Raw genomic sequence first — 22,420 nt, 5'->3', positions numbered from 1 at the left:
AGACTGACCTTTGACAGGTACAAACAGAGCACGGAGCGCAGCTGATTTATTCAGCGCCGAAGGGACTTCGTAAATGTTTGTAACAAAGGAAATGAACTGCACTAATTTTCACCGTAGCAGATGATTTTTGCGCCTTGTCGCTGCTGCGTGTGGTTGGTAAAGTAAGCGGATTTTGTTTTCCGCCCCAGCTTTCAGGATTATCCCTTAGTATGTTAAAAAAATTTCGTGGCATGTTTTCCAATGACCTGTCCATTGACCTGGGTACCGCGAATACCCTTATTTATGTAAAAGGACAAGGCATCGTATTGAATGAGCCTTCCGTTGTGGCCATTCGTCAGGATCGTGCCGGTTCGCCGAAAAGCGTTGCCGCTGTAGGTCATGAAGCGAAGCAGATGCTGGGCCGTACGCCGGGCAATATCGCGGCGATTCGCCCGATGAAAGACGGCGTTATCGCCGACTTCTTCGTGACTGAAAAGATGCTGCAACACTTTATTAAACAGGTGCATAGCAACAGCTTTATGCGTCCGAGCCCACGCGTGCTGGTGTGCGTGCCGGTTGGCGCGACCCAGGTTGAGCGTCGTGCTATCCGCGAATCCGCGCAGGGCGCTGGCGCTCGTGAAGTCTTCCTGATCGAAGAGCCGATGGCGGCCGCGATCGGCGCAGGCTTGCCGGTTTCTGAAGCGACCGGTTCTATGGTTGTTGATATCGGCGGCGGTACTACCGAAGTCGCAGTTATCTCCCTGAACGGCGTGGTCTACTCTTCTTCCGTACGTATCGGCGGCGACCGTTTCGACGAAGCCGTGATCAATTACGTGCGCCGTAACTACGGTTCCCTGATCGGCGAAGCAACCGCTGAGCGTATCAAACACGAAATCGGTTCCGCTTACCCGGGTGATGAAGTACGCGAAATCGAAGTGCGCGGCCGTAACCTGGCTGAAGGCGTTCCACGCGGCTTCACCCTCAATTCCAACGAAATCCTCGAAGCGCTGCAGGAGCCGCTGACCGGCATCGTCAGCGCCGTTATGGTCGCGCTGGAACAGTGCCCGCCGGAGCTGGCATCCGATATCTCCGAGCGCGGTATGGTCCTGACCGGCGGCGGCGCGCTGCTGCGTAACCTTGACCGTCTGTTAATGGAAGAGACAGGGATCCCTGTCGTAGTTGCAGAAGATCCACTGACCTGCGTCGCTCGTGGCGGCGGTAAGGCGCTGGAAATGATCGATATGCACGGCGGCGACTTGTTCAGCGAAGAGTAGTCAGCCTGAAGGTCTGGGGCAGCTTAAGGGCTGCCTCTGGTCTTTACTGACACGAGAATACGCATAGCCTATGAAGCCAATTTTTAGCCGTGGCCCGTCGCTACAGATTCGCCTTATTCTGGCGGTTTTGGTGGCGCTTGGCGTCATTATCGCCGACAGCCGCCTGGGTACGTTCAGCCAGATTCGAACGTACATGGATACAGCCGTCAGTCCTTTCTACTTTATCTCAAATGGTCCCCGGGAACTGCTCGACAGCGTATCGCAATCGCTGGCGACCCGCGATCAGCTCGAACTGGAAAACCGCGCGCTGCGTCAGGAACTGCTGTTGAAAAACAGCGATCTGCTGATGCTGGGTCAATACAAACAAGAAAACGCCCGTCTACGTGAGCTGTTAGGCTCGCCGCTGCGTCAGGATGAGCAGAAGATGGTGACCCAGGTTATTTCGACGGTTAACGATCCCTACAGCGATCAGGTCGTTATCGACAAGGGCAGCGTCAATGGCGTTTATGAAGGCCAACCGGTCATTAGCGACAAGGGCGTTGTCGGCCAGGTGGTGGCGGTAGCGAAAATGACCAGCCGCGTGCTGCTCATTTGCGATGCGACCCATGCCTTGCCGATCCAGGTGCTGCGTAACGATATCCGCGTCATTGCTGCCGGTAACGGTTGTACTGATGATTTACAGCTTGAACATCTGCCGGCGAATACCGATATTCGCGTCGGCGATGTGCTGGTGACCTCCGGGCTCGGCGGACGCTTCCCGGAAGGGTATCCAGTTGGGGTAGTCTCCTCGGTACGTCTGGATACTCAGCGTGCATACACGGTGATCCAGGCCCGTCCGACCGCCGGACTGCAGCGTTTGCGCTATCTGCTGCTGCTGTGGGGCGCCGATCGCAACGGCGCTAACCCGATGACTCCGGAAGAGGTGCACCGCGTTGCCAATGAGCGCCTGATGCAGATGATGCCGCAGGTGCTGCCTGCGCCTGATGCGATGGGGCCGCAGATGCCGGCGCCGGCGACAGGCCTGACGCCGGCGCCGTCCGCGCAACCTCTGCCAGCAGGGGGGCAATAGTGGCAAGTTATCGTAGCCAGGGACGCTGGGTTATCTGGCTCTCGTTTCTTATTGCGCTATTGCTGCAGATTATGCCCTGGCCGCAGGACATCACCGTCTTTCGGCCAAACTGGGTGTTGTTGATTCTGTTGTACTGGATCCTCGCGCTGCCGCACCGGGTTAACGTCGGTACCGGATTTGTGATGGGGGCGATTCTCGACCTCATCAGCGGTTCGACCCTCGGCGTACGCGCGCTGTCGTTAAGTATTGTCGCCTATCTGGTCGCTTTAAAATATCAGCTGTTCCGTAATCTGGCGCTCTGGCAACAGGCGCTGGTGGTCATGCTGTTGTCTCTTGCCGTTGATATCATTGTTTTCTGGGCAGAGTTTTTAGTGATCAACGTCTCTTTCCGTCCGGAAGTGTTCTGGAGTAGTGTAGTAAACGGTGTGCTCTGGCCGTGGCTATTCCTGCTAATGCGTAAAGTGCGTCAGCAATTTGCGGTTCAATAAAGGTTGATATGACAACTCTGTATCTGGCTTCTGGTTCCCCGCGTCGGCAGGAACTGCTAACTCAGCTTGGTCTCTCTTTCGAACGTCTGGTTCCGGGTATTGAGGAACGACGCGGCCCGCAGGAGAGCGCTGCGCATTACGTTGTGCGTCTGGCGCGCGAAAAAGCGCTGGCTGGCGTGGCGATGGCGCCGCGCGATCTGCCGGTGTTGGGCGCGGATACGATTGTCATTCTTAACGGCGAAGTGCTGGAAAAGCCGCGCGACGCCGGGCACGCCGCAGAAATGCTTCGCATGCTTTCCGGAAAAACCCACCAGGTGATGACCGCGGTGGCGTTGGCGGATAAGCAGCAAACGCTGGATTGCCTGGTGGTGACGGAAGTGACCTTCCGTCTGCTCTCCGAGCAGGATATCGCTACCTACGTAGCCAGCGGCGAACCTTTAGATAAAGCAGGCGCATACGGTATTCAAGGGTTGGGTGGTTGTTTTGTCAGGAAGATAAATGGCAGCTATCACGCCGTAGTCGGCTTACCGCTGGTGGAAACGTATGAGTTGCTGAGTAACTTTAACTCACTGCGTGAAGAAAAGGGATAAAGATGACGGCTGAATTATTAGTTAACGTAACGCCATCCGAGACGCGCGTCGCGTATATCGATGGCGGGATCCTGCAGGAAATTCATATTGAGAGAGAAGCGCGGCGCGGAATCGTAGGCAATATCTACAAAGGTCGTGTCAGTCGTGTGTTGCCTGGAATGCAGGCGGCTTTTGTAGATATTGGCCTGGATAAGGCCGCCTTTCTGCATGCTTCCGATATCATGCCGCACACCGAGTGCGTGGCGGGTGAAGAGCAGAAGCAGTTTACCGTTCGCGATATTTCCGAGCTGGTGCGTCAGGGCCAGGACCTGATGGTGCAGGTGGTGAAAGACCCGCTGGGTACCAAAGGCGCGCGTCTGACCACCGACATTACCATACCTTCCCGCTATCTGGTCTTTATGCCGGGCGCTTCGCACGTCGGCGTATCGCAGCGTATTGAAAGCGAGGCCGAGCGCGAACGTTTGAAAAGCGTGGTCACCGAATATTGCGACGAGCAGGGCGGGTTTATTATCCGCACCGCGGCGGAAGGCGTGCATGAGCAAGAGATGGCGGCGGATGCGGCCTACCTTAAGCGCGTCTGGACCAAAGTCATGGAGCGCAAAAAGCGCAACCAGACCCGCTATCAGATGTACGGCGAGCTGGCGCTGGCCCAGCGCGTGCTGCGCGATTTCGCCGACGCTCAGCTTGACCGCATTCGCGTGGATTCGCGCCTGACCTACGAGGCGCTGCTGGAGTTCACCGCGGAATACATTCCGGAAATGACCAGCAAGCTGGAACATTACAGCGGCCGCCAGCCGATTTTCGATCTCTTTGACGTTGAGAACGAAATCCAACGCGCGCTGGAGCGTAAAGTCGAGCTGAAGTCAGGCGGCTATCTGATCATTGATCAGACCGAAGCGATGACCACCATCGATATCAATACCGGGGCGTTTGTTGGCCACCGTAATCTCGACGACACCATCTTCAATACCAATATTGAAGCCACGCAGGCTATCGCGCGCCAGCTGCGTCTGCGTAACCTGGGCGGCATTATCATCATTGATTTTATCGATATGAATAATGAAGATCATCGTCGTCGGGTACTGCATTCCCTGGAGCAGGCGCTGAGTAAAGACCGGGTGAAAACCAGCATTAACGGCTTCTCGCAGCTGGGGCTGGTCGAGATGACCCGCAAGCGCACCCGCGAAAGCGTGGAACATGTGCTGTGTAACGAGTGTCCTACCTGTCATGGGCGCGGCACGGTAAAGTCGGTCGAAACGGTCTGCTATGAGATCATGCGCGAAATAGTTCGTGTGCATCATGCGTATGACTCAGACCGCTTCCTGGTCTATGCTTCACCTGCCGTCGCGGAAGCGCTGAAAGGGGAAGAGTCCCACGCGCTGGCGGAAGTCGAAATCTTTGTCGGCAAGCAGGTCAAAGTGCAAATTGAGCCGCTCTATAATCAAGAGCAGTTCGATGTGGTAATGATGTAATCATTCAGCCTGTCGCTCCCGATGGCGTCGGGGGCGGTAAACAGGCGGGCTGAAGGATAAAGCGTAACAGGCTGACAAGGAGAGATGCGTTGAGGCGATGGCCCGGGATATTACTGCTCACCGTGGCAACCGTGGTGGTGATTGTTGCGCTACTGGTGAGTGGCCTGCGTCTGGCATTGCCGCAGCTAAATAACTGGCGTCCCCAACTGCTGGAGAAAATTACCGCGGTATCCGGGGTCGCGGTTGATGCCTCACAGATCAACGCCAACTGGGAAAACTTCGGCCCGACGCTGGACGTTCGCGATATTAAAGCCACCTTGAAAGACGGTGGCGAAATGACGATCAAACGGGTTACCCTTGCCCTCGACGTCTGGCAAAGTCTGCTGCATATGCGCTGGCAGTTCCGCGACCTGACCTTCTGGCAACTGCAAATTCACACCAATACCCCCATCCAGACTAACGACGACGGCGCAAGCCTGAAGACCGATCGCATCAGCGATCTGTTCCTGCGCCAGTTTGACCACTTTATTCTCCGTGATAGCCATTTGAGCTTCCTGACGATTTCCGGTCAGCGTGCTGAACTGGCGATCCCACAGCTGACCTGGCTTAACGGTAAAAATCGCCACCGCGCCGAGGGGCAGCTGAGCCTTTCGAGCCTCACCGGCCAGCACGGCGTCATGCAGGTGCGGATGGATTTACGTGACGAGAATGGCCTGCTCAACAAGGGGCGCCTCTGGTTACAGGCCGACGACATCGACGTTAAACCCTGGCTCGGGCGCTGGATGCAAGACAACATCGCCCTGCAGAGCGCGCGCTTTAGTCTCGAAGGCTGGATGACCATCGATAAAGGCGATGTCGCCAGCGGCGATGTATGGCTGAAAAAAGGCGGCGCCAGCTGGCAGGGCGATAAGCATCTGCATCAGCTGTCGGTGGATAACCTGACGGGGCATATCACGCGTGAAAATCAAAGCTGGGCATTTCACATCCCCGATACGCGGATCTCGATAGACGGCAAAGCCTGGCCGCGCGGCGAGCTGGCGATGGCGTGGATCCCGGCGCAGGAAGTGGGTGGCAATAACAATCAGCGCAGCGATGAGCTACGCATCCGCGCCAGCAATCTCGAGCTTGGCGGGCTAACCGGTCTGCAACCGATGGCCGATAAGCTGGCGCCGAGCTTTGGCGAAGTGTGGCGAACCACCCAGCCGAGCGGCAAAATCAACCTGTTGGCATTGGATATCCCGCTGCAGGCAACGGAAAAGACCCGTTTCCAGGCCGACTGGAGCGATCTGGCGTGGAAGCAGTGGAAGCTGCTGCCGGGAGCCGAGCACTTTTCCGGCAGCCTGAGCGGCAGCGTGGAAAACGGCGAACTGCGCGCGCATATGACCCAGGCGAAAATGCCTTATGAAACGGTCTTTCGCGCACCGCTGGAGATAGCCCAGGGCGATGCGACTCTAAGCTGGGAAAGGAACAGCAAGGGCTTTATGCTGGATGGCCGCGATATCGACGTGCAGGCAACCGGCGTTCGCGCGCGCGGCGGCTTCCGCTATCTGCAGCCAGCAGGCGATGAGCCGTGGTTAGGCATCCTGGCGGGTATCAGTACCAATGATGGCGGCCAGGCGTGGCGCTATTTCCCGGAAAATCTGATGGGCAAAGCGCTGGTGGATTACCTGAGCGGCGCAATTAAGGGCGGCCAGGCCAGCAATGCCACCCTGGTTTACGGCGGCAACCCACATCAGTTCCCCTATGAGCATAACGAAGGCCAATTCCAGGTCTCGGTACCGCTGAAGAACGCGACTTTCGCCTTCCAGCCGGACTGGCCGGCGCTGACCGGACTGGATATCAACCTTAACTTCGTCAATAACGGCCTGTGGATGAAGGCGGATAAAGCGATGCTGGGCAACGTTACTGCCAGCAACCTTGACGCGGTGATCCCCGACTATTCCCATGAAAAACTGTTTATCGATGCCGATGTTAACGGCCCTGGTAAAGAGGTCGGCCCTTATTTCAAACAGACCCCGCTGAAGGATACGCTCGGCTCGGCGCTGGATGAACTGCAGCTTGATGGTAATGTGAGCGCTCGCTTACATCTTGCTATCCCGCTTGATGGCGAGATGACCACCGCCAAAGGCGATGTACGGCTGAAAAATAACGATCTGTTTATCAAGCCGATTGACGCGACGCTGAAGAATCTCAATGGTCAGTTCAGCTTCGAAAACGGAGATTTAAAAAGCGGGCCGCTAAGCGCGACCTGGTTTAATCAACCGTTGAACCTCAATTTCACCACCACTGAAGGGGCGAAAGCCTTCCTCGTTGACGTCGGCATGAACGCTAACTGGCAGCCGACGCGTACCGGCCTGCTGCCGAAAGCGGTCAATGATGAACTCAGCGGCAGCGTCCCCTGGGACGGCAAAGTGGCCATTGAGTTACCGTATCGCGGTAGCGCGAGCTACAAAGTCGATATCAACGGCGATCTGAAAAATGTGAGTAGTCACTTACCTGCGCCGGTGAATAAATCGGCGGGTGAGCCGTTGCCGGTGAAAATCAACGTGACCGGCGGCTTAAGCAGCTTCGATTTGACCGGCAACATCGGCAGCAAGAACCACGTCAATAGCCGCTGGTTACTGAATAACAAGTTGACGCTCGATCGGGCGATTCTGACCTCCGACAGCAAAGCGATTCCGTCGCTGCCTGAAGCATCAGGCGTCGAGCTCAACATGCCGGCGATGGATGGCGCGCAATGGCTGGCGTTGTTCCAGCAAGGCGCCGTCAACGAAGTGAGCAGTAATATGGCCTTCCCGGAGCGCGTGACGCTTCGTACACCGTCGCTGGCCTTCGCCGGGCAGAACTGGAATAACGTCAGTCTGGTCTCTCAGCCTGACGGTAGCGGCTCGAAGGTGGAGGCGCAGGGGCGTGAAATCAATGCCACGTTGACGATGCATAAGAATGCCCCCTGGCTGGCGGCTATTCGCTACCTCTATTACAACCCTTCCAGCGATAACAGCGGTACGGCGAAAAAAGAGAGCGGCCCGCTGGCTGATACCCGTCTGGATTTCCGCGGCTGGCCGGATTTACAGCTGCGCTGTAAAGAGTGCTGGCTGTGGGGGCAAAAATATGGACGAATCGACGGTGACTTCGATATCAAGGGCGATACGCTCACTCTCAGTAATGGCCTGGTGGATACCGGCTTTGGCCGACTCACTACCGATGGCGTCTGGGTAAATGCGCCGGGCGGCGTACGTACCTCGCTGAAAGGCAAGCTTCACGGCAATAAAACGGACGACTTCGTCAACTTCTTCGGTGTCTCGACGCCGGTGAAAGGGTCGTCGTTTGATGTCGATTACGATCTGCACTGGCGCGCGCCGCCATGGCAGCCTGATGTCGCTTCGCTGAACGGGATCCTCAAAAGCCGCCTCGGCAAAGGCGAGTTTACTGACCTGAGCACCGGTCATGCCGGTCAGTTGTTAAGGCTATTGAGCGTTGACGCGCTGCTGCGTAAGCTACGCTTCGATTTCAGCGACACCTTCCAGGAAGGGTTCTGGTTTGATTCGATTCGCAGTACGGCGTGGATTAAAGACGGCGTGCTGAATACGGATGATACGCTGGTGGATGGGCTCGAAGCCGACATCGCGATGAAAGGTTCGGTCGATCTGGTGCGTCGTCGTTTAGATTTACAAGCGGTGGTGGCGCCGGAAATTTCGGCCACCGTCGGCGTAGCGGCGGCATTCGCCGTCAACCCGATCGTCGGCGCGGCGGTGTTTGCCGCCAGCAAGGTGCTTGGGCCGCTGTGGAACAAAGTGTCGATTCTGCGCTATCGCATTACGGGTCCAATCGATCAGCCGGAAATCAATGAAGTGCTGCGCCAGGCGCGCAGTAACAAAAAGCAATGATTTGACGAGTACGGGGAATTATCGCACTCTCAATAGAGGGCATTTTATCCCCGTCATTTTTTTCGCCGCGTGGCATTCCCCTATGTCAGGCGGCAACAAACGAGTAGCGTAACGATGAGTTTGAACCTGGTAAGTGAACAATTACTGTCGGCAAATGGCCTGAACCATCAGGACCTGTTTGCCATTCTTGGCCAACTGGCTGAGCGCCGTCTCGATTACGGCGATCTTTATTTTCAGTCGAGCTATCACGAATCCTGGGTTCTGGAAGACAGCATCATTAAAGATGGGTCGTACAATATTGACCAGGGCGTAGGCGTCCGGGCGGTAAGCGGCGAGAAAACCGGTTTTGCCTATGCGGACCAAATCAGCAAACTGGCGCTTGAACAGAGTGCCCAGGCGGCGCGTACTATCGTCCGCGACCATGGCGACGGCAAAGTGCAGACGCTCGGCGCGGTGGAATACAGCTCTCTCTATACCAGCGTCGATCCGCTGCAGAGCATGAGCCGCGAAGAGAAACTGGATATCCTGCGCCGCGTTGATAAGGTGGCGCGTGCTGCCGATAAGCGCGTGCAGGAAGTTTCCGCCAGCCTGAGCGGCGTCTACGAGCTTATCCTGGTGGCGGCAACGGACGGGACGCTGGCCGCTGATGTCCGTCCGCTGGTTCGCCTCTCCGTGAGCGTGCTGGTGGAGGAAGACGGCAAACGCGAGCGCGGCGCCAGCGGTGGCGGCGGGCGATTTGGCTATGATTATTTCCTTGCGCCGCTGGATGGCGACGTACGGGCGGATGTCTGGGCGCGTGAAGCGGTACGTATGGCATTAGTCAATCTGTCCGCGGTTGCCGCGCCAGCCGGAATGCTGCCGGTGGTTCTTGGCGCGGGCTGGCCTGGCGTGCTGCTGCATGAAGCCGTTGGCCACGGTCTGGAAGGTGACTTTAACCGTCGCGGCACCTCGGTCTTCAGCGGTCACATGGGCGAATTAGTCGCCTCTGAACTGTGCACCGTCGTGGATGACGGCACCATGGCCGATCGCCGTGGTTCGGTCGCGATTGATGACGAAGGTACGCCGGGTCAATACAATGTGCTTATCGAAAACGGTGTCCTGAAAGGTTATATGCAGGATAAGCTCAACGCGCGTTTAATGGGCGTTGCGCCGACCGGTAATGGTCGCCGTGAATCCTATGCGCATCTGCCGATGCCGCGGATGACCAACACCTATATGCTGGCCGGTAAGTCGACGCCGCAGGAGATTATCGAATCGGTCGATTACGGTATCTACGCGCCGAACTTCGGCGGCGGCCAGGTGGATATCACCTCCGGTAAATTTGTCTTCTCGACCTCGGAAGCTTACCTGATTGAAAAAGGCAAAGTGACCAAGGCAGTCAAAGGCGCGACGCTAATCGGTTCCGGTATCGAAGCGATGCAGCAGATTTCTATGGTTGGTAACGACCTGAAGCTGGATAGCGGCGTTGGCGTGTGCGGTAAAGAAGGGCAGAGCGTGCCGGTCGGCGTCGGCCAGCCGACGCTGAAAGTCGACAACCTTACCGTTGGCGGCACCGCCTGATAACGGCTGGTCCCGGCGGCGCGAAGCCGCTGCCGGGATGTCAATTAACGGGTCATCCCGCGCCCGTGCATTCCCTGATAGATCTTCGCCACCTCGACAAAATAATCCGTCAGATAGTTAATACATACCTGCACCTTCAGCGGCAGTTTGTCTTTTTCGGTATACAGCGCATAGACCGGCCGCGGATCCGATTGATAGCTCGGCAGCAGGATCTCCAGTTCACCGCGATTGATCTCGTCGATCGCCCACATCAGCGGAACGTAGGCCACGCCAACGCCGGCAGTCAGCCAGCGGATCAGCGTCATCGGATCGTTAGTGACGAAACGCCCTTGTGGGATCAGACGTGTTGAGATCCCCTCCGGGGCGATAATTTCGAACTCATTATCTGGCCGTACGCTATATTCCAGCCACGAGTGGCTGGCGAGATCCGCCGGTTTTTCCGGGCATCCCGCGTGCTGAAGATAGCTTTTCGCCGCGCAGAGCACCATCGGCATCGAGCCCAGCCGCCGCGAGAAGAGGCTGGAATCCTGCAATGCGCCGACGCGTATCACCACGTCGAGGCCGTCGGCAATCAGGTCTGGCGCAGGGATGCCGGTCACCAGATTAATCGATAAACCCGGATATTCTTTGAGCATGTCGGCGGTTATGCGCGCCAGCACATTCTGTGCCATAGTTGAAGAGCTACCGATGCGCAGCGTGCCGATGGGAGTATTGTTGAAGGCATACAGCTGTTCATGGACGTCCTGCGCTTCAAAGAGCATTCTTCGGCAGCCCTGGTAATAAATTTTACCCGCTTCTGTTAAGCCCAGGCTGCGGGTGCTGCGGTTGAGCAGCTTTACCTGTAGCTCGTCTTCCAGTTTAGCAACGGTCTGGCTGATAGATGAAACGCTCATCTGGAGCTGGCGTGCGGCGGCGGTGAAAGAGCCCAGCTCAACCACTTTGGCGAACACCGACATGCGTTTTAGTCGTTCCATTATTCACTCTGGCTTAAAAGTGATTTAGATCACATATTATAGATAAGGCTGCAATTGTTACGTTAATATATAGTTAGCTACATAATAAACGCATCACGCTACCACCTGTACGCTTCTTATCAAGGTCATCATGAGTCTGTTTCCTGTCATAGTGATTTTCGGCTTATCGTTTCCGCCGATCTTCTTTGAGCTGCTATTGTCGCTAGCCATCTTCTGGCTGGTGCACCGTTTGCTGGTTCCGACCGGTATTTATGATTTTGTCTGGCACCCTGCACTGTTTAATACTGCGCTGTATTGCTGTCTGTTTTATCTGATATCGCGCTTGTTCGTTTGAGGTCGATGTGAAAACACTAACAAGAAATATCCTGCGTACTGCCATCACTGTGATACTGGTTATTCTGGCGTTTATCGCTATTTTTCGCGCATGGGTGTACTACACCGCGTCGCCGTGGACGCGCGATGCGCGCTTTAGCGCCGATATCGTCGCCATCGCCCCGGATGTGTCTGGGCTCATTTCACAGGTGAATGTCAAGGATAACCAACTGGTTAAGAAAGACCAGGTATTGTTCGTTATTGACCAACCTCGTTACCAAAAAGCGCTGGCGGAGGCGCAAGCCGATGTCTCCTATTACCAGACGCTGGCTCAGGAAAAACGCGTTGAAGCCGGGCGCCGTAACAAGCTCGGCGTGCAGGCGATGTCGCGCGAAGAGATTGACCAGGCCAACAACGTGCTGCAAACCGTAGAGCATCAGCTGGCAAAAGCGGTGGCCAGCCGCGATTTAGCCAAACTGGATCTCGAACGCACGGTGATTCGTGCGCCGGCCGACGGCTGGGTGACCAACCTGAACGTCTACGCCGGTGAATTCATCACCCGCGGTTCGACCGCGGTCGCTTTGGTGAAACAAAATACCTTCTACGTGATGGCATACCTGGAAGAGACTAAGCTGGAAGGCGTGCGTCCGGGCTATCGCGCCGAAATCACTCCGCTCGGCAGTAGTAAGGTGATAAAAGGTACCGTTGACAGCGTTGCCGCGGGCGTGACTAACGCCAGCAGCAGCAGCGATACAAAAGGGATGGCCTCTGTTGACTCCAACCTTGAGTGGGTGCGTCTGGCGCAGCGCGTGCCGGTACGTATTCGTCTTGACCAGCAGCAGGGCAACCTCTGGCCGTCGGGCACCACCGCAACCGTCGTCATTACCGGTAAAGAAGATCGCGACGCTAGCCAGGCCAACTTCTTCCAGAAAGTCGCCATGCGCTTACGTGAGTTTGGTTAATCGCCATGGGGACCTATACCATTGCTCCCCGGCATCTCCGCTTTGCCATTAAGCTTGCATGCGCGGTGGTGCTGGCGCTGTTTGTCGGCTTTCATTTTCAGCTTGAGACGCCGCGTTGGGCCGTACTGACCGCAGCTATCGTGACCGCCGGCCCGGCATTTGCCGCCGGCGGTGAACCCTATTCCGGGGCGATTCGTTATCGTGGAATGTTGCGTATTGCCGGGACGTTTATCGGCTGTATTGCCGCGCTGGCGATCATTATCCTCATGATCCGCGCGCCGCTGTTGATGATGCTGGTCTGCTGTCTCTGGGCCGGTTTCTGCACCTGGATCTCCTCGCTGGTGAAGGTGGAAAACTCCTACGCCTGGGGGCTGGCGGGTTATACGGCGCTGATTATCATCATCACCATTCATACCGACCCGATGCTGGCGCCGCAGTTTGCGGTTGAGCGCTGTAGCGAAATCGTCATCGGGATCGTCAGCGCCATCGTTGCTGATCTGCTATTTTCCCCGCGCTCCATCAAAAAAGAGATCGACCTCGAACTGGATAACCTGCTATTGGATCAGTATCGCCTGATGCAGCTTTGTGTCGCCCATGGCGATAGCGAGGTGGTGGACAAAGCCTGGGGAGCGCTGGTGCGCCGTACTGCCGCGCTGGAAGGAATGCGCGGCAATCTGATCATGGAATCTTCGCGCTGGTCGAAGGTCAACCAGCGGCTAAAGGCGATCAACACGCTATCGCTGACGCTGATTACTCAGGCCTGCGAAACCTATCTGATCCAGAACTCACGCCCGGAGATGGTGACTGACGACTACCGCGAGCTGTTCGCTGAGCCAGTGGAAACGGTACAGGATGTGCATCAACAGCTTAAGCGTATGCGCCGCTTCCTGACCTGGAAAGGTGAACACAATACGCCGGTCACTATTTATAGCTGGGTCGGCGCGGCGACGCGTTACCTGCTGCTCAAGCGCGGCGTGGTTGGCAACACCAAAATCAGCCGTATTGAAGATGAAGTTCTACGCGGCGAGACGGTGGTGAAGGTTGAGTCCGCCGAACGTCACCACGCGATGGTTAACTTCTGGCGAACCTCCATTTCCTGTATTCTCGGCACCCTGTTCTGGCTATGGACCGGCTGGACATCCGGTAGCGGGGCGATGGTCATGATTGCCGTGGTGACCGCGCTGGCGATGCGTCTGCCTAACCCGCGGATGGTGGCCTTAGACTTCCTCTATGGCACCCTTGCCGCTTTACCGCTCGGCGCGCTGTTTTTCCTTGTCGTCATGCCGGCGACGCAACAGAGCATGCTGCTATTGTGTATCAGCCTTGCCGCGATGGCGTTCTTTATCGGCATTGAGGTACAAAAGCGGCGGTTGGGATCGCTGGGGGCTTTAGCGAGCACCATCAACATTTTGGTGCTGGATAACCCGATGCAGTTCCAGTTTAGCCAGTTCCTCGATAGCGCCCTGGGGCAGATTGTCGGCTGTTTCCTCGCGCTGATGGTGATTCTGTTAGTGCGTGATAACTCGCAGGCACGCACCGGACGGGTGTTATTGAACCAGTTCGTCTCGGCGGCGGTCTCTTCGCTCACTACTAACAGCGCAAGGCGAAAAGAGAACCATTTGCCGGCGCTGTATCAACAGCTGTTTTTACTGCTGAACAAGTTTCCCGGCGATATCGCCCGCTTTCGGTTAGCGTTGACGCTGATTATCGCGCACCAGCGTCTACGCGATGCCCCGGTACCGGTAAACGAGGATCTGTCGGCCTTCCACCGCCAGCTGCGGCGAACCGCCGATCACGTTATCTCCGCCGGCAGCGACGATAAGCGCCGCCGTTACTTTACCCGTCTGCTGGAAGAGCTTGATGTTTATCAGGAAAAACTCCTTCACTGGCAGGCTTCGCCCCAGGTCACTGAACCGGTGCGACGGCTGGTGGATATGCTGAAGAAATATCAGCACGTGCTCACCAATAGCTAACCTGCGAACCGACGCCCCGGCGTCGGTTTTTTTATCGCTATACTTATTTGGTGTAGAGGGACAGAGCGGAAGGGGCGGCGGGCAATGACTATTTATACCTTTGATTTTGATGAAATAGCTGAGCAACAGGATTTCTATCGTGAGTTTTCCCGCGCCTTCGCGCTACCGGATAAGCAGGTGGATAACCTTGACGCGCTGTGGAGCGCGGTGACGGGAGGGCGCTTACCGTTCCCGCTGGAGATTGAATTTGTCCATCTGGATGAAAAACAGCGTCGTCGCTTTGGCGCGTTAATTTTGCTGTTCGATGAAGCGGAAGAGGAGCTGGAAGGACAACTACGTTTCAATGCCCGTTGGGCATAAAAAAGCCCCCGGCAGGCGGGGGCAAGTCGTCGGATAAGACGACGAGGGTTTATTTGTACAACTCAGCAGTCGCGTGCCAGCTGTCGCCGGTACGAGCTTCAATAATGCGGTAGCTGCTGGCGCCTTCTTTCTCGGCTTTAGCCGCGAGTTCCTGGCGCATATCCATTGGCGCGCTACCTACTTGCGATACAGAGATAGTGCCCATTGGCTGCAGGTTTTGTGCTTGATCGGCATTCACTTGCTGTACGGCTGCGCTTGCGCCGAAAGAGAGAACAGATGCGAGACCCAGGGATGCGATGATAATTGCGCTTTTCATAATCTTGACTCCAACCTTATGTGCAGCGGCGGGAGATTTCGTATGAAACCAGGCCGCTGAAGAGATACTGTTTCAGTTAATGACCGACAATCGTTAAAGCTTATTTATAAAGTTCAGCAGTGGCGTGCCAATGGTCGCCGGTGCGAGCTTCGATAATGCGATAAGAAGAAGCACCTTCTTCTTGTGCTTTTTTGTTCAGCATTTCATGCATATCCATCGGGGAAGAACCTACCGCGCCGATAGATACGGTGCCCAGTGACTGGCGGCTTTCCGCTTGAGTGCTGTTGATTGAATCAGCGGCGAAAGCGCCAAAGGACAGTACGGATAGCATGCTGAGTGCGGCTACAGTGGTTTTGATTTTCATGATGTTCACCTCGTCGAATTTTATTATTAGGGGGCTTTGTTTCGTGACCCTCATCACAAAATCAAGTATACACTAATCACCAAAAATATTAATACCATGCTAATTGTTTTCAGTGTAAATAATTTCCAAGAAATGTCGTTTTTATAACGTATAAGAATTAGAAATGTCATTCATGGGGTGAATATCATAATTATTTATATTTAAATCAAATAGATATTGCGCTTTGATCTTTTGTGCGCTTTAGCCGTTATCATTCGGTAAAGGAATGTATAGAGGTGGAAAACCACACTAAATGTTAAAAAAATGCTGCTTTATTTGAAGGTTTGGGGGATAGCATTTTGCGGGGAAGAACCCTCTGGCAGGAACCAGAGGGGGAGCGCTTAGAGTTCCTGTTCGAACAGGACCAGAATCGCGTCGTAGAGATCTTTAACGGAAAAACCGCGGGCAGGGGTGGTAAAGATAGTGTCATCACCCGCGATACTACCCAGAATACCTTCGGCTTTGCCTAAGGAATCCAGCAGGCGTGCGATTAGCTGCGCCGCGCCGGGGCTGGTGTGAATCACCACCACCGCATCGTTATAATCGATGTCCAGCACCAGATTTTTCAGCGGGCTGGAGGTCGTCGGCACGCCGAGTTCGGCAGGCAAACAGTAGACCATTTCCATTTTGGCGTTACGCGTGCGAACGGCGCCAAACTTTGTCAGCATGCGGGAAACTTTCGATTGGTTGATGTTCTCGAAACCTTCTTCCTGCAGCGCCTGAACGATTTCGCCTTGCGAGCTGAATTTTTCTTCTTTAAGCAGCGATTTAAACGCTTTAACCAGTTCTTCTTGTTTTGCCGAACTACGCATAAGTCACCCAGATTATGGTGGTAAAAACAACATCATTATGCATACAAGTGCATTTTTATGCAAATAATCCGCAAAGGAATAGCGTAAATAATGTTATGAAAGGCGCATATTTTAGCAAATAACCCTGATGAGGAACATGCCTGCATCACAGCGGGTAAATCGCTGTAAAAGTGAAATAAATGTTATGAAATTGATATTGTTTTGCCGAGCGAGCTGGGTGTATTGTAACCAATAGTCGATCCGGTACTACGGCTTTGCTGGATGGCCAGTCTCAGGAAGAAAAATGCGAATTTGCTGCATCATTGCGCGTACCCCGCATTCTTCAGCCATAATTATTGTAATTGTTCATCTTGTGAATTAAGGTCCAGGCGACGGAATAACGAAAGACTATATTAACCATAATAAGGAGTTTAGGATGAAAGTTGCAGTCCTCGGCGCCGCTGGTGGAATCGGCCAGGCGCTTGCCCTACTACTTAAGACCCAACTGCCTTCAGGTTCAGAGCTCTCGTTGTACGACATCGCTCCGGTTACGCCGGGCGTGGCGGTAGATCTAAGTCATATTCCCACAGATGTAAAAATCAAAGGTTTCTCCGGTGAAGATGCCACCCCGGCGCTGGAAGGCGCTGATGTGGTGCTGATTTCCGCCGGCGTCGCGCGTAAGCCCGGCATGGATCGTTCCGACTTATTTAATGTTAATGCCGGTATCGTTAAAAACCTGGTGCAGCAGATCGCAAAAACCTGTCCGCAGGCCTGCATCGGTATTATCACCAACCCGGTAAATACCACCGTCGCTATCGCCGCCGAAGTGCTGAAAAAAGCCGGTGTGTACGATAAAAACAAACTGTTTGGCGTAACCACCCTCGATATCATTCGTTCTAATACTTTTGTCGCCGAACTTAAAGGTAAATCGGCAACAGAGGTTGAAGTTCCGGTCATTGGCGGCCACTCTGGCGTCACTATCCTGCCTTTACTGTCGCAGATCCCTGGCGTCAGCTTTAGCGAGCAGGAAGTCGCGGATCTCACCAAACGTATTCAAAACGCCGGGACGGAAGTCGTGGAAGCGAAAGCGGGCGGCGGATCGGCGACGCTGTCGATGGGCCAGGCCGCTGCGCGTTTCGGGCTTTCACTGGTGCGTGCAATGCAGGGTGAAAAAGGCGTGGTTGAATGTGCCTATGTCGAAGGTGACGGCCAGTATGCCCGTTTCTTCTCGCAGCCGCTGCTGTTGGGCAAAAATGGCGTGGAAGAGCGCCAGTCCATCGGTAAACTTAGCGCTTTTGAACAGCAGGCGCTGGAAGGCATGCTGGATACGCTGAAGAAAGATATCGCCCTCGGCGAAGATTTCGTGAATAAGTAATGTCTACTTAGCAGAAAAGCCGGAACCGTCGTTCCGGCTTTTTTATCGCCTCATATCCCTGCCGAATGCGCCGCCTGGCGGCTAAATCTGCTAAAATCCCCGCGTCTTAAGCCCTAAGCAATGAGGACGTTGTGAAAAAGATCGAACGAAAGCAGACCAGGGACCACATTACGCAAATCATTCGCTATCAAATTCTGTCCGGAGCGATGAAAGCGGGAGATGAGCTGGCGCAGGAGAGTATTGCCGAGCAGCTAGGGCTTTCACGTATGCCGGTTAGAGAAGCGTTGCAGTCACTTGAACAAGAGGGCTTTCTGGTGCGCTTGCCTAACCGCCATATGCAGGTATCAAAACTGGTGCCTGATGATGTTAGCCAAATTTTTCGCGTGATCGCGGTGATGGCTGCCGAATTGTTCACTCTGGTGCCGGCAAACCAGGGGGAATTGCTGCTCGGGCGCGCACAAGCGCTGGCGCAGCCTGGCGACAAAACTCGCGAACTGGAATTTCATCAGTTGCTGATTTCCTATCTTGATAACCGCTATCTGGCGAAGGCTTATCAGCAATTTTTGGATGGATATATCTCTTATGTCATCCTGTATCTGAAAGACGATAGCCAGGAATCGGCACTGATACTACATGAACTGGCCGGAGCCATTAGCCGCGGCGATGCGGGCAATATTGCTCAGGCAACACAGCGTTATTTCCTCATGCTTGCGGAAATTATGCGTCAACATATGAAGGATTGGGAAAGTGCAGAAGCCTAAATTAGGGAAAATTAAGCTTCTTTCGGCGAAAGAGCAGGTCGCGGCGGTATTACGCAAAGCGATTCTTTCGCGGGATTTAGTGGAAGGGCAGGAGATAACTCTCGAAGGCATTGCCCGTATGGTCGGCGTTTCCAGCATGCCGGTACGCGAAGCGTTTCAGATTTTAGCCGCCGATGGCCTGATTAAAGTCCGCCCCAATAAAGGCGCGGTGGTGTTGGGGATCAACGAGCAGACGATCCGCGAGCATTATGAAATTCGCGCGCTGCTGGAAAGCGAGGCGGTGGCGAAAGCCTCCCGTCCCGGCACGGATATTTCGCGCATTGCCCAGGTACACTACTCAGCGGAAAAAGCGCTGGCCGATAATAACTTCACTGAATATTCCGACCTGAACCAGGCTTTCCATATGGAGATCTGGAACGCCGCAGGCAACGAAAAAATGAAGATGCTGCTTTGTAATATGTGGAACGGACTGTCGATGGGGTACAAGGTGACCGAAGCGGAGTATGCCGCTATCTCCATCCACGAACATAAAGAGATTTTACAGGCACTTGAGCAGCATAATGAAGAGCTGGCGCGCCAGCGTATGCGCAAGCATATTATCCGCTCGATGGAGAACATGTTAACGCGCTACCTTCCTGATACCACCGCGTAACGCCAATTGCCTGTGGAGCAACTGCAGGCTTTTTCTTATTGATCATCGTTATTAATCACTTCTTGTGACGATCTGCGCAGGATCTTGATGCAGATCGCACTGCGCGATCTTTCCTCAAAAACGCATTGACTTACTTTTTGCATGGGAATAATTTCTCCCTCGTCAATATTGGATACAATATCATATATCATTGATAGGGATAATTATAAGTATGGAACCGATTACCATCACCTTATGTTTGCTGGTGTTCGCTATCGTCATGTTCGTCTGGGAGAAGGTGCCTTTGGCAGTGACTTCCATGGTGGTCTGCGTGGCGTTAGTACTCACCGGCGTGTTGGATCTAAAACAAGCTTTTGCTGGTTTTATCGACTCCAACGTCATTCTTTTTGTCGCCATGTTCGTCGTCGGCGGGGCGTTATTTGAAACCGGGATGGCCAATAAAGTCGGCGGGGTGATCACTCACTTTGCCAAAACCGAAAAACAGCTGATTTTCACCATCATGGTGGTGGTCGGCGTGATGTCGGGCTTTCTTTCCAACACCGGTACGGCGGCGGTGCTGATCCCGGTGGTGATTGGCGTCGCGGCGAAATCGGGTTTTGCCCGCTCTCGTTTACTGATGCCGCTGGTATTTGCCGCCGCCCTCGGCGGCAACCTGTCGTTGATTGGCGCGCCCGGCAACCTGATCGCGCAATCGGCGTTACAGAATATCGGTAGCGGCTTTGGCTTCTTTGAGTATGCGAAAGTGGGTTTACCGATGCTGCTCTGCGGCATCCTCTATTTCCTGACGATTGGCTATAAATTTCTGCCTGCTACCGGGAATAGCGGCGAAGTCGGCAGCGTCGGCGAACAGCGTGATTACAGCGACGTTCCGCGCTGGAAACAGATCCTGTCGCTGGTGGTGCTGATCGTCACGATCCTCGGCATGATTTTTGAGAAACAGACCGGCATTAGCCTGACGGTGGCAGGCTGTATCGGTGCGTTGGTACTGGTGTTTACCGGCGTGCTGACGGAAAAGCAAGCTTACAAAGCGATTGATTCACAAAGTATTTTCATTTTTGGCGGCACGCTGGCGCTGGCAAAAGCGCTGGAAATGACCGGTGCGGGCAAGCTGGTTGCCGATCATGTTATCGGCATGCTGGGCCAGAACTCTTCCCCGTTCATGTTGATGGTGGTGGTCTTTGTACTGTCCGTCATCATGACCAACTTTATGTCCAATACCGCTACCGTCGCGCTACTGGTACCGGTGAGTTTGTCGATAGCGGCCGGTATGGGCGCCGATCCGAAAGCGGTCCTGATGGCGACGGTTATCGGCAGTTCCTGCGCCTACGCGACGCCGATCGGTATGCCCGCCAACATGATGGTGCTCTCAGCCGGCGGCTATAAGTTTGTCGATTACGCCAAATCCGGCCTCCCTCTGATTATTGTTTCGACCATTGTCAGCCTCGTACTGCTGCCAATTCTTTTCCCTTTTCACCCGTAATTTACGGACGCTGTTCTGACTAAGGAGCCTTTATGAGCAAAAGCGAACAGATATCCCGAATGACCGATATTATGGCCAAATTCGTGGGATATACCGGCAAAGTATTGCCTGATGACGTCACTGCAAAACTGAAAGAGTTGCATAAAAAAGAGACCAGCCAGCTGGCTGACGTCATCTTTACCACCATGGTTGAAAACCAGCGTCTGGCCAAAGAGCTGGATCGTCCCTCTTGCCAGGACACCGGCGTGATTCAGTTTTTGGTTGAGTGCGGCGCCAACTTTCCGCTGATTGGCGAACTGGAAGCGCTGCTGCGCGAATCGGTGATTAAAGCCACCGTGGATTCTCCGCTGCGCCATAACAGCGTGGAGACCTTTGATGAATACAACACCGGTAAAAACGTGGGTAAAGGTACGCCGACGGTATTCTGGGAGATCGTCCCCGATTCCGACCAGTGCAGCATTTACACCTATATGGCCGGCGGCGGCTGCTCGCTACCGGGTAAAGCGATGGTGCTAATGCCGGGCGCCGGTTACGAAGGCGTAACCCGTTTCGTACTGGATGTGATGACCAGCTATGGCCTGAACGCCTGTCCGCCGCTACTGGTTGGCATTGGCGTCGCGACCTCCGTTGAAACCGCGGCGCTGCTGTCGAAGAAAGCGCTGATGCGTCCGGTTGGATCGCGTAATGAGAATGAACGCGCGGCATCGCTGGAGAAAATGCTCGAAGACGGCATCAACAAAATTGGCCTTGGCCCGCAGGGGATGTCCGGTAACACCTCGGTGATGGGCGTCAATATCGAAAACACTGCGCGCCATCCTTCCACCATCGGCGTGGCGGTCAACGTTGGCTGCTGGTCGCACCGCAAAGGACATATCGTTTTCGATAAAGATTTGAATTACACCATTACGTCTCACACAGGAGTGGCTTTCTGATGACTAAAAAAATACTCACTACGCCAATTAAAGATGAAGATTTAGCTGATATTAAAGCGGGCGATATTATTTATCTCAATGGTCATATTGTTACCTGTCGTGATGTAGCTCACCGTCGTTTAATTGAAGGCGGTCGTGAATTACCGGTCAACGTTGCCGGCGGCGCGATATTACATGCCGGGCCCATTGTGCGGCCGATTAAAGGTACGGAAGATAAATTTGAAATGGTCTCCGTTGGGCCAACCACCAGTATGCGCATGGAGAAATTTGAAAAAGAATTTATTGCTAAGACCGGTGTGAAATTAATCGTCGGCAAAGGCGGCATGGGTAAGGGGACCGAAGAGGGCTGTGCCGAACATAAAGCGCTCCACTGTGTCTTCCCGGCCGGCTGCGCAGTGGTCGCCGCGGTCTGTGTGGAAGAAATTGAAGATGCCCAGTGGCGTGATTTGGGCATGCCGGAAACCTTATGGGTTTGCCGGGTGAAAGAATTTGGTCCGCTTATTGTGTCGATCGATACCCACGGAAATAACCTGTTTGAGCAGAATAAGGTGATATTTAATCAGCGCAAAGAAATTGTCGCCGATGAAATCTGCCAGCACGTAAGTTTCATTAAATAATTCCCGGTTAAATATCTTGCGCAGTAATGGCGAGAATTAATTTCCACGATAAAGAGGCTTCTGACTATGTGGTCTGGGGAAATCCACTCGGCTATCGCGGTTGTTCATCACGCCATTATTGCGCTCCTCCAAAGGCTATTTTATGACTGATGCCGTTCTGTTAGGCGAAGGCTTCACCCTGATGTTCCTCGGC

21 protein-coding genes are annotated in these 22,420 nt (G+C 54.4%); 17 read left to right on the top strand and 4 right to left on the bottom strand.

Going from position 1 to position 22,420, the window contains the following annotated elements; genetic code table 11:
- Positions 1-209: 209 nt before the first annotated feature.
- The 7 genes from mreB (at position 210) to tldD (ending at position 10,319) form a co-directional block, all read left to right on the top strand.
- On the top strand, positions 210-1,253 hold the full coding sequence (gene mreB / locus ABLU78_RS13445) for a rod shape-determining protein MreB (RefSeq protein ID WP_002918653.1): 1,044 nt from the start codon (positions 210-212) through the stop codon (positions 1,251-1,253).
- A 70-nt stretch (positions 1,254-1,323) separates the two neighbouring features.
- Positions 1,324-2,322 (top strand): rod shape-determining protein MreC, encoded by a 999-nt coding sequence (gene mreC, locus ABLU78_RS13440; RefSeq protein ID WP_047054529.1) that lies wholly within the window; start codon positions 1,324-1,326, stop codon positions 2,320-2,322.
- On the top strand, positions 2,322-2,810 hold the full coding sequence (gene mreD, locus ABLU78_RS13435) for a rod shape-determining protein MreD (RefSeq protein ID WP_015369463.1): 489 nt from the start codon (positions 2,322-2,324) through the stop codon (positions 2,808-2,810). Before mreC ends, mreD begins: the two co-directional genes overlap by 1 nt.
- Positions 2,811-2,818: 8 nt before the next feature.
- Positions 2,819-3,400 carry a nucleoside triphosphate pyrophosphatase gene (locus ABLU78_RS13430; RefSeq protein ID WP_015703625.1) on the top strand — a complete coding sequence of 194 codons (582 nt, stop codon included), beginning with the start codon at positions 2,819-2,821 and terminating at the stop codon, positions 3,398-3,400.
- Positions 3,401-3,402: 2 nt separating this feature from the next.
- On the top strand, positions 3,403-4,872 hold the full coding sequence (gene rng, locus ABLU78_RS13425; RefSeq protein ID WP_015369465.1) for a ribonuclease G: 1,470 nt from the start codon (positions 3,403-3,405) through the stop codon (positions 4,870-4,872).
- A gap of 89 nt (positions 4,873-4,961) precedes the next feature.
- Entirely contained in the window at positions 4,962-8,759 is a 3,798-nt protein-coding gene (gene yhdP / locus ABLU78_RS13420) for an AsmA2 domain-containing protein YhdP (RefSeq protein ID WP_047054531.1), read from the top strand.
- 114 nt (positions 8,760-8,873) lie between these two features.
- Complete coding sequence (gene tldD / locus ABLU78_RS13415) at positions 8,874-10,319, top strand: metalloprotease TldD (RefSeq protein WP_015369467.1); 1,446 nt, start codon at positions 8,874-8,876, stop codon at positions 10,317-10,319.
- A gap of 44 nt (positions 10,320-10,363) precedes the next feature.
- Here tldD and aaeR read toward each other — a convergent pair whose 3' ends face one another.
- Positions 10,364-11,293 (bottom strand): HTH-type transcriptional activator AaeR, encoded by a 930-nt coding sequence (gene aaeR / locus ABLU78_RS13410; RefSeq protein ID WP_020077822.1) that lies wholly within the window; start codon positions 11,291-11,293, stop codon positions 10,364-10,366.
- Between the two features lie 130 nt (positions 11,294-11,423).
- Between aaeR and aaeX the strand changes: the two genes are divergently transcribed.
- The 4 genes from aaeX to ABLU78_RS13390 all read left to right on the top strand — a co-directional run bounded on the left by aaeX (position 11,424) and on the right by ABLU78_RS13390 (position 14,900).
- Positions 11,424-11,627: a p-hydroxybenzoic acid efflux pump operon protein AaeX gene (gene aaeX, locus ABLU78_RS13405; protein ID WP_002918640.1), complete on the top strand. Its 204-nt coding sequence runs from the start codon at positions 11,424-11,426 to the stop codon at positions 11,625-11,627.
- A 7-nt stretch (positions 11,628-11,634) separates the two neighbouring features.
- A complete protein-coding gene (gene aaeA, locus ABLU78_RS13400; RefSeq protein WP_015369469.1) occupies positions 11,635-12,567 on the top strand; it encodes a p-hydroxybenzoic acid efflux pump subunit AaeA in 933 nt (310 codons plus the stop codon).
- 5 nt (positions 12,568-12,572) lie between these two features.
- Positions 12,573-14,540: a p-hydroxybenzoic acid efflux pump subunit AaeB gene (gene aaeB / locus ABLU78_RS13395; protein WP_015369470.1), complete on the top strand. Its 1,968-nt coding sequence runs from the start codon at positions 12,573-12,575 to the stop codon at positions 14,538-14,540.
- An 84-nt stretch (positions 14,541-14,624) separates the two neighbouring features.
- Positions 14,625-14,900, top strand: a complete 276-nt coding sequence (locus ABLU78_RS13390) for a barstar family protein (RefSeq protein ID WP_015369471.1) — start codon at positions 14,625-14,627, stop codon at positions 14,898-14,900.
- A 49-nt stretch (positions 14,901-14,949) separates the two neighbouring features.
- On the opposite strand, the gene yhcN-B is transcribed toward ABLU78_RS13390, so the two are convergent.
- The 3 genes from yhcN-B to argR all read right to left on the bottom strand — a co-directional run bounded on the left by yhcN-B (position 14,950) and on the right by argR (position 16,431).
- Positions 14,950-15,216 carry a DUF1471 family stress response protein YhcN-B gene (yhcN-B, locus tag ABLU78_RS13385; protein ID WP_015369472.1) on the bottom strand — a complete coding sequence of 89 codons (267 nt, stop codon included), beginning with the start codon at positions 15,214-15,216 and terminating at the stop codon, positions 14,950-14,952.
- 100 nt (positions 15,217-15,316) lie between these two features.
- Entirely contained in the window at positions 15,317-15,580 is a 264-nt protein-coding gene (yhcN, locus tag ABLU78_RS13380) for a peroxide/acid stress response protein YhcN (RefSeq protein WP_015369473.1), read from the bottom strand.
- Between the two features lie 380 nt (positions 15,581-15,960).
- Positions 15,961-16,431 carry a transcriptional regulator ArgR gene (gene argR, locus ABLU78_RS13375; protein WP_015369474.1) on the bottom strand — a complete coding sequence of 157 codons (471 nt, stop codon included), beginning with the start codon at positions 16,429-16,431 and terminating at the stop codon, positions 15,961-15,963.
- A 415-nt stretch (positions 16,432-16,846) separates the two neighbouring features.
- On the opposite strand from argR, the gene mdh reads away from it, so the two are divergent.
- The 6 genes from mdh to ttdB all read left to right on the top strand — a co-directional run bounded on the left by mdh (position 16,847) and on the right by ttdB (position 22,227).
- Positions 16,847-17,785 (top strand): malate dehydrogenase, encoded by a 939-nt coding sequence (gene mdh / locus ABLU78_RS13370; protein WP_015369475.1) that lies wholly within the window; start codon positions 16,847-16,849, stop codon positions 17,783-17,785.
- Positions 17,786-17,916: 131 nt separating this feature from the next.
- On the top strand, positions 17,917-18,546 hold the full coding sequence (locus tag ABLU78_RS13365) for a GntR family transcriptional regulator (RefSeq protein WP_015703622.1): 630 nt from the start codon (positions 17,917-17,919) through the stop codon (positions 18,544-18,546).
- A complete protein-coding gene (locus ABLU78_RS13360; RefSeq protein WP_020077824.1) occupies positions 18,533-19,198 on the top strand; it encodes a GntR family transcriptional regulator in 666 nt (221 codons plus the stop codon). Before ABLU78_RS13365 ends, ABLU78_RS13360 begins: the two co-directional genes overlap by 14 nt.
- Before the next feature lie 211 nt (positions 19,199-19,409).
- The gene (locus ABLU78_RS13355; RefSeq protein ID WP_048229562.1) at positions 19,410-20,678 is read left to right on the top strand and encodes an SLC13 family permease; all 1,269 of its coding nucleotides are present in this window, start codon (positions 19,410-19,412) and stop codon (positions 20,676-20,678) included.
- 32 nt (positions 20,679-20,710) lie between these two features.
- Complete coding sequence (gene ttdA, locus ABLU78_RS13350; RefSeq protein ID WP_042895788.1) at positions 20,711-21,610, top strand: L(+)-tartrate dehydratase subunit alpha; 900 nt, start codon at positions 20,711-20,713, stop codon at positions 21,608-21,610.
- Positions 21,610-22,227 (top strand): L(+)-tartrate dehydratase subunit beta, encoded by a 618-nt coding sequence (gene ttdB, locus ABLU78_RS13345; RefSeq protein WP_015703618.1) that lies wholly within the window; start codon positions 21,610-21,612, stop codon positions 22,225-22,227. The genes ttdA and ttdB overlap by 1 nt, the downstream gene beginning before the upstream one ends.
- The last annotated feature ends 193 nt before the right edge of the window (positions 22,228-22,420 follow it).

Origin of the sequence: Klebsiella sp. JN_Kp122 (genome assembly GCF_040062085.1) — a bacterium.
GTDB classification, from domain to species: domain Bacteria; phylum Pseudomonadota; class Gammaproteobacteria; order Enterobacterales; family Enterobacteriaceae; genus Klebsiella; species Klebsiella aerogenes.
This window is presented reverse-complemented; position numbering and strand designations above follow the sequence as displayed.

Bases quoted from the DNA above. Each gene is read 5' to 3' on its own strand.
- mdh (WP_015369475.1), top strand. From the start codon at position 16,847: ATGAAAGTTGCAGTCCTCGGCGCCGCTGGTGGAATCGGCCAGGCGCTT.
- mreB (WP_002918653.1), top strand. From the start codon at position 210: ATGTTAAAAAAATTTCGTGGCATGTTTTCCAATGACCTGTCCATTGAC.
- ABLU78_RS13430 (WP_015703625.1), top strand. From the start codon at position 2,819: ATGACAACTCTGTATCTGGCTTCTGGTTCCCCGCGTCGGCAGGAACTG.
- aaeR (WP_020077822.1), bottom strand. From the start codon at position 11,293: ATGGAACGACTAAAACGCATGTCGGTGTTCGCCAAAGTGGTTGAGCTG.
- tldD (WP_015369467.1), top strand. From the start codon at position 8,874: ATGAGTTTGAACCTGGTAAGTGAACAATTACTGTCGGCAAATGGCCTG.
- ttdA (WP_042895788.1), top strand. From the start codon at position 20,711: ATGAGCAAAAGCGAACAGATATCCCGAATGACCGATATTATGGCCAAA.
- rng (WP_015369465.1), top strand. From the start codon at position 3,403: ATGACGGCTGAATTATTAGTTAACGTAACGCCATCCGAGACGCGCGTC.
- yhcN-B (WP_015369472.1), bottom strand. From the start codon at position 15,216: ATGAAAAGCGCAATTATCATCGCATCCCTGGGTCTCGCATCTGTTCTC.
- mreC (WP_047054529.1), top strand. From the start codon at position 1,324: ATGAAGCCAATTTTTAGCCGTGGCCCGTCGCTACAGATTCGCCTTATT.
- aaeX (WP_002918640.1), top strand. From the start codon at position 11,424: ATGAGTCTGTTTCCTGTCATAGTGATTTTCGGCTTATCGTTTCCGCCG.
- yhcN (WP_015369473.1), bottom strand. From the start codon at position 15,580: ATGAAAATCAAAACCACTGTAGCCGCACTCAGCATGCTATCCGTACTG.
- aaeB (WP_015369470.1), top strand. From the start codon at position 12,573: ATGGGGACCTATACCATTGCTCCCCGGCATCTCCGCTTTGCCATTAAG.
- argR (WP_015369474.1), bottom strand. From the start codon at position 16,431: ATGCGTAGTTCGGCAAAACAAGAAGAACTGGTTAAAGCGTTTAAATCG.
- ABLU78_RS13390 (WP_015369471.1), top strand. From the start codon at position 14,625: ATGACTATTTATACCTTTGATTTTGATGAAATAGCTGAGCAACAGGAT.
- ttdB (WP_015703618.1), top strand. From the start codon at position 21,610: ATGACTAAAAAAATACTCACTACGCCAATTAAAGATGAAGATTTAGCT.
- ABLU78_RS13355 (WP_048229562.1), top strand. From the start codon at position 19,410: ATGGAACCGATTACCATCACCTTATGTTTGCTGGTGTTCGCTATCGTC.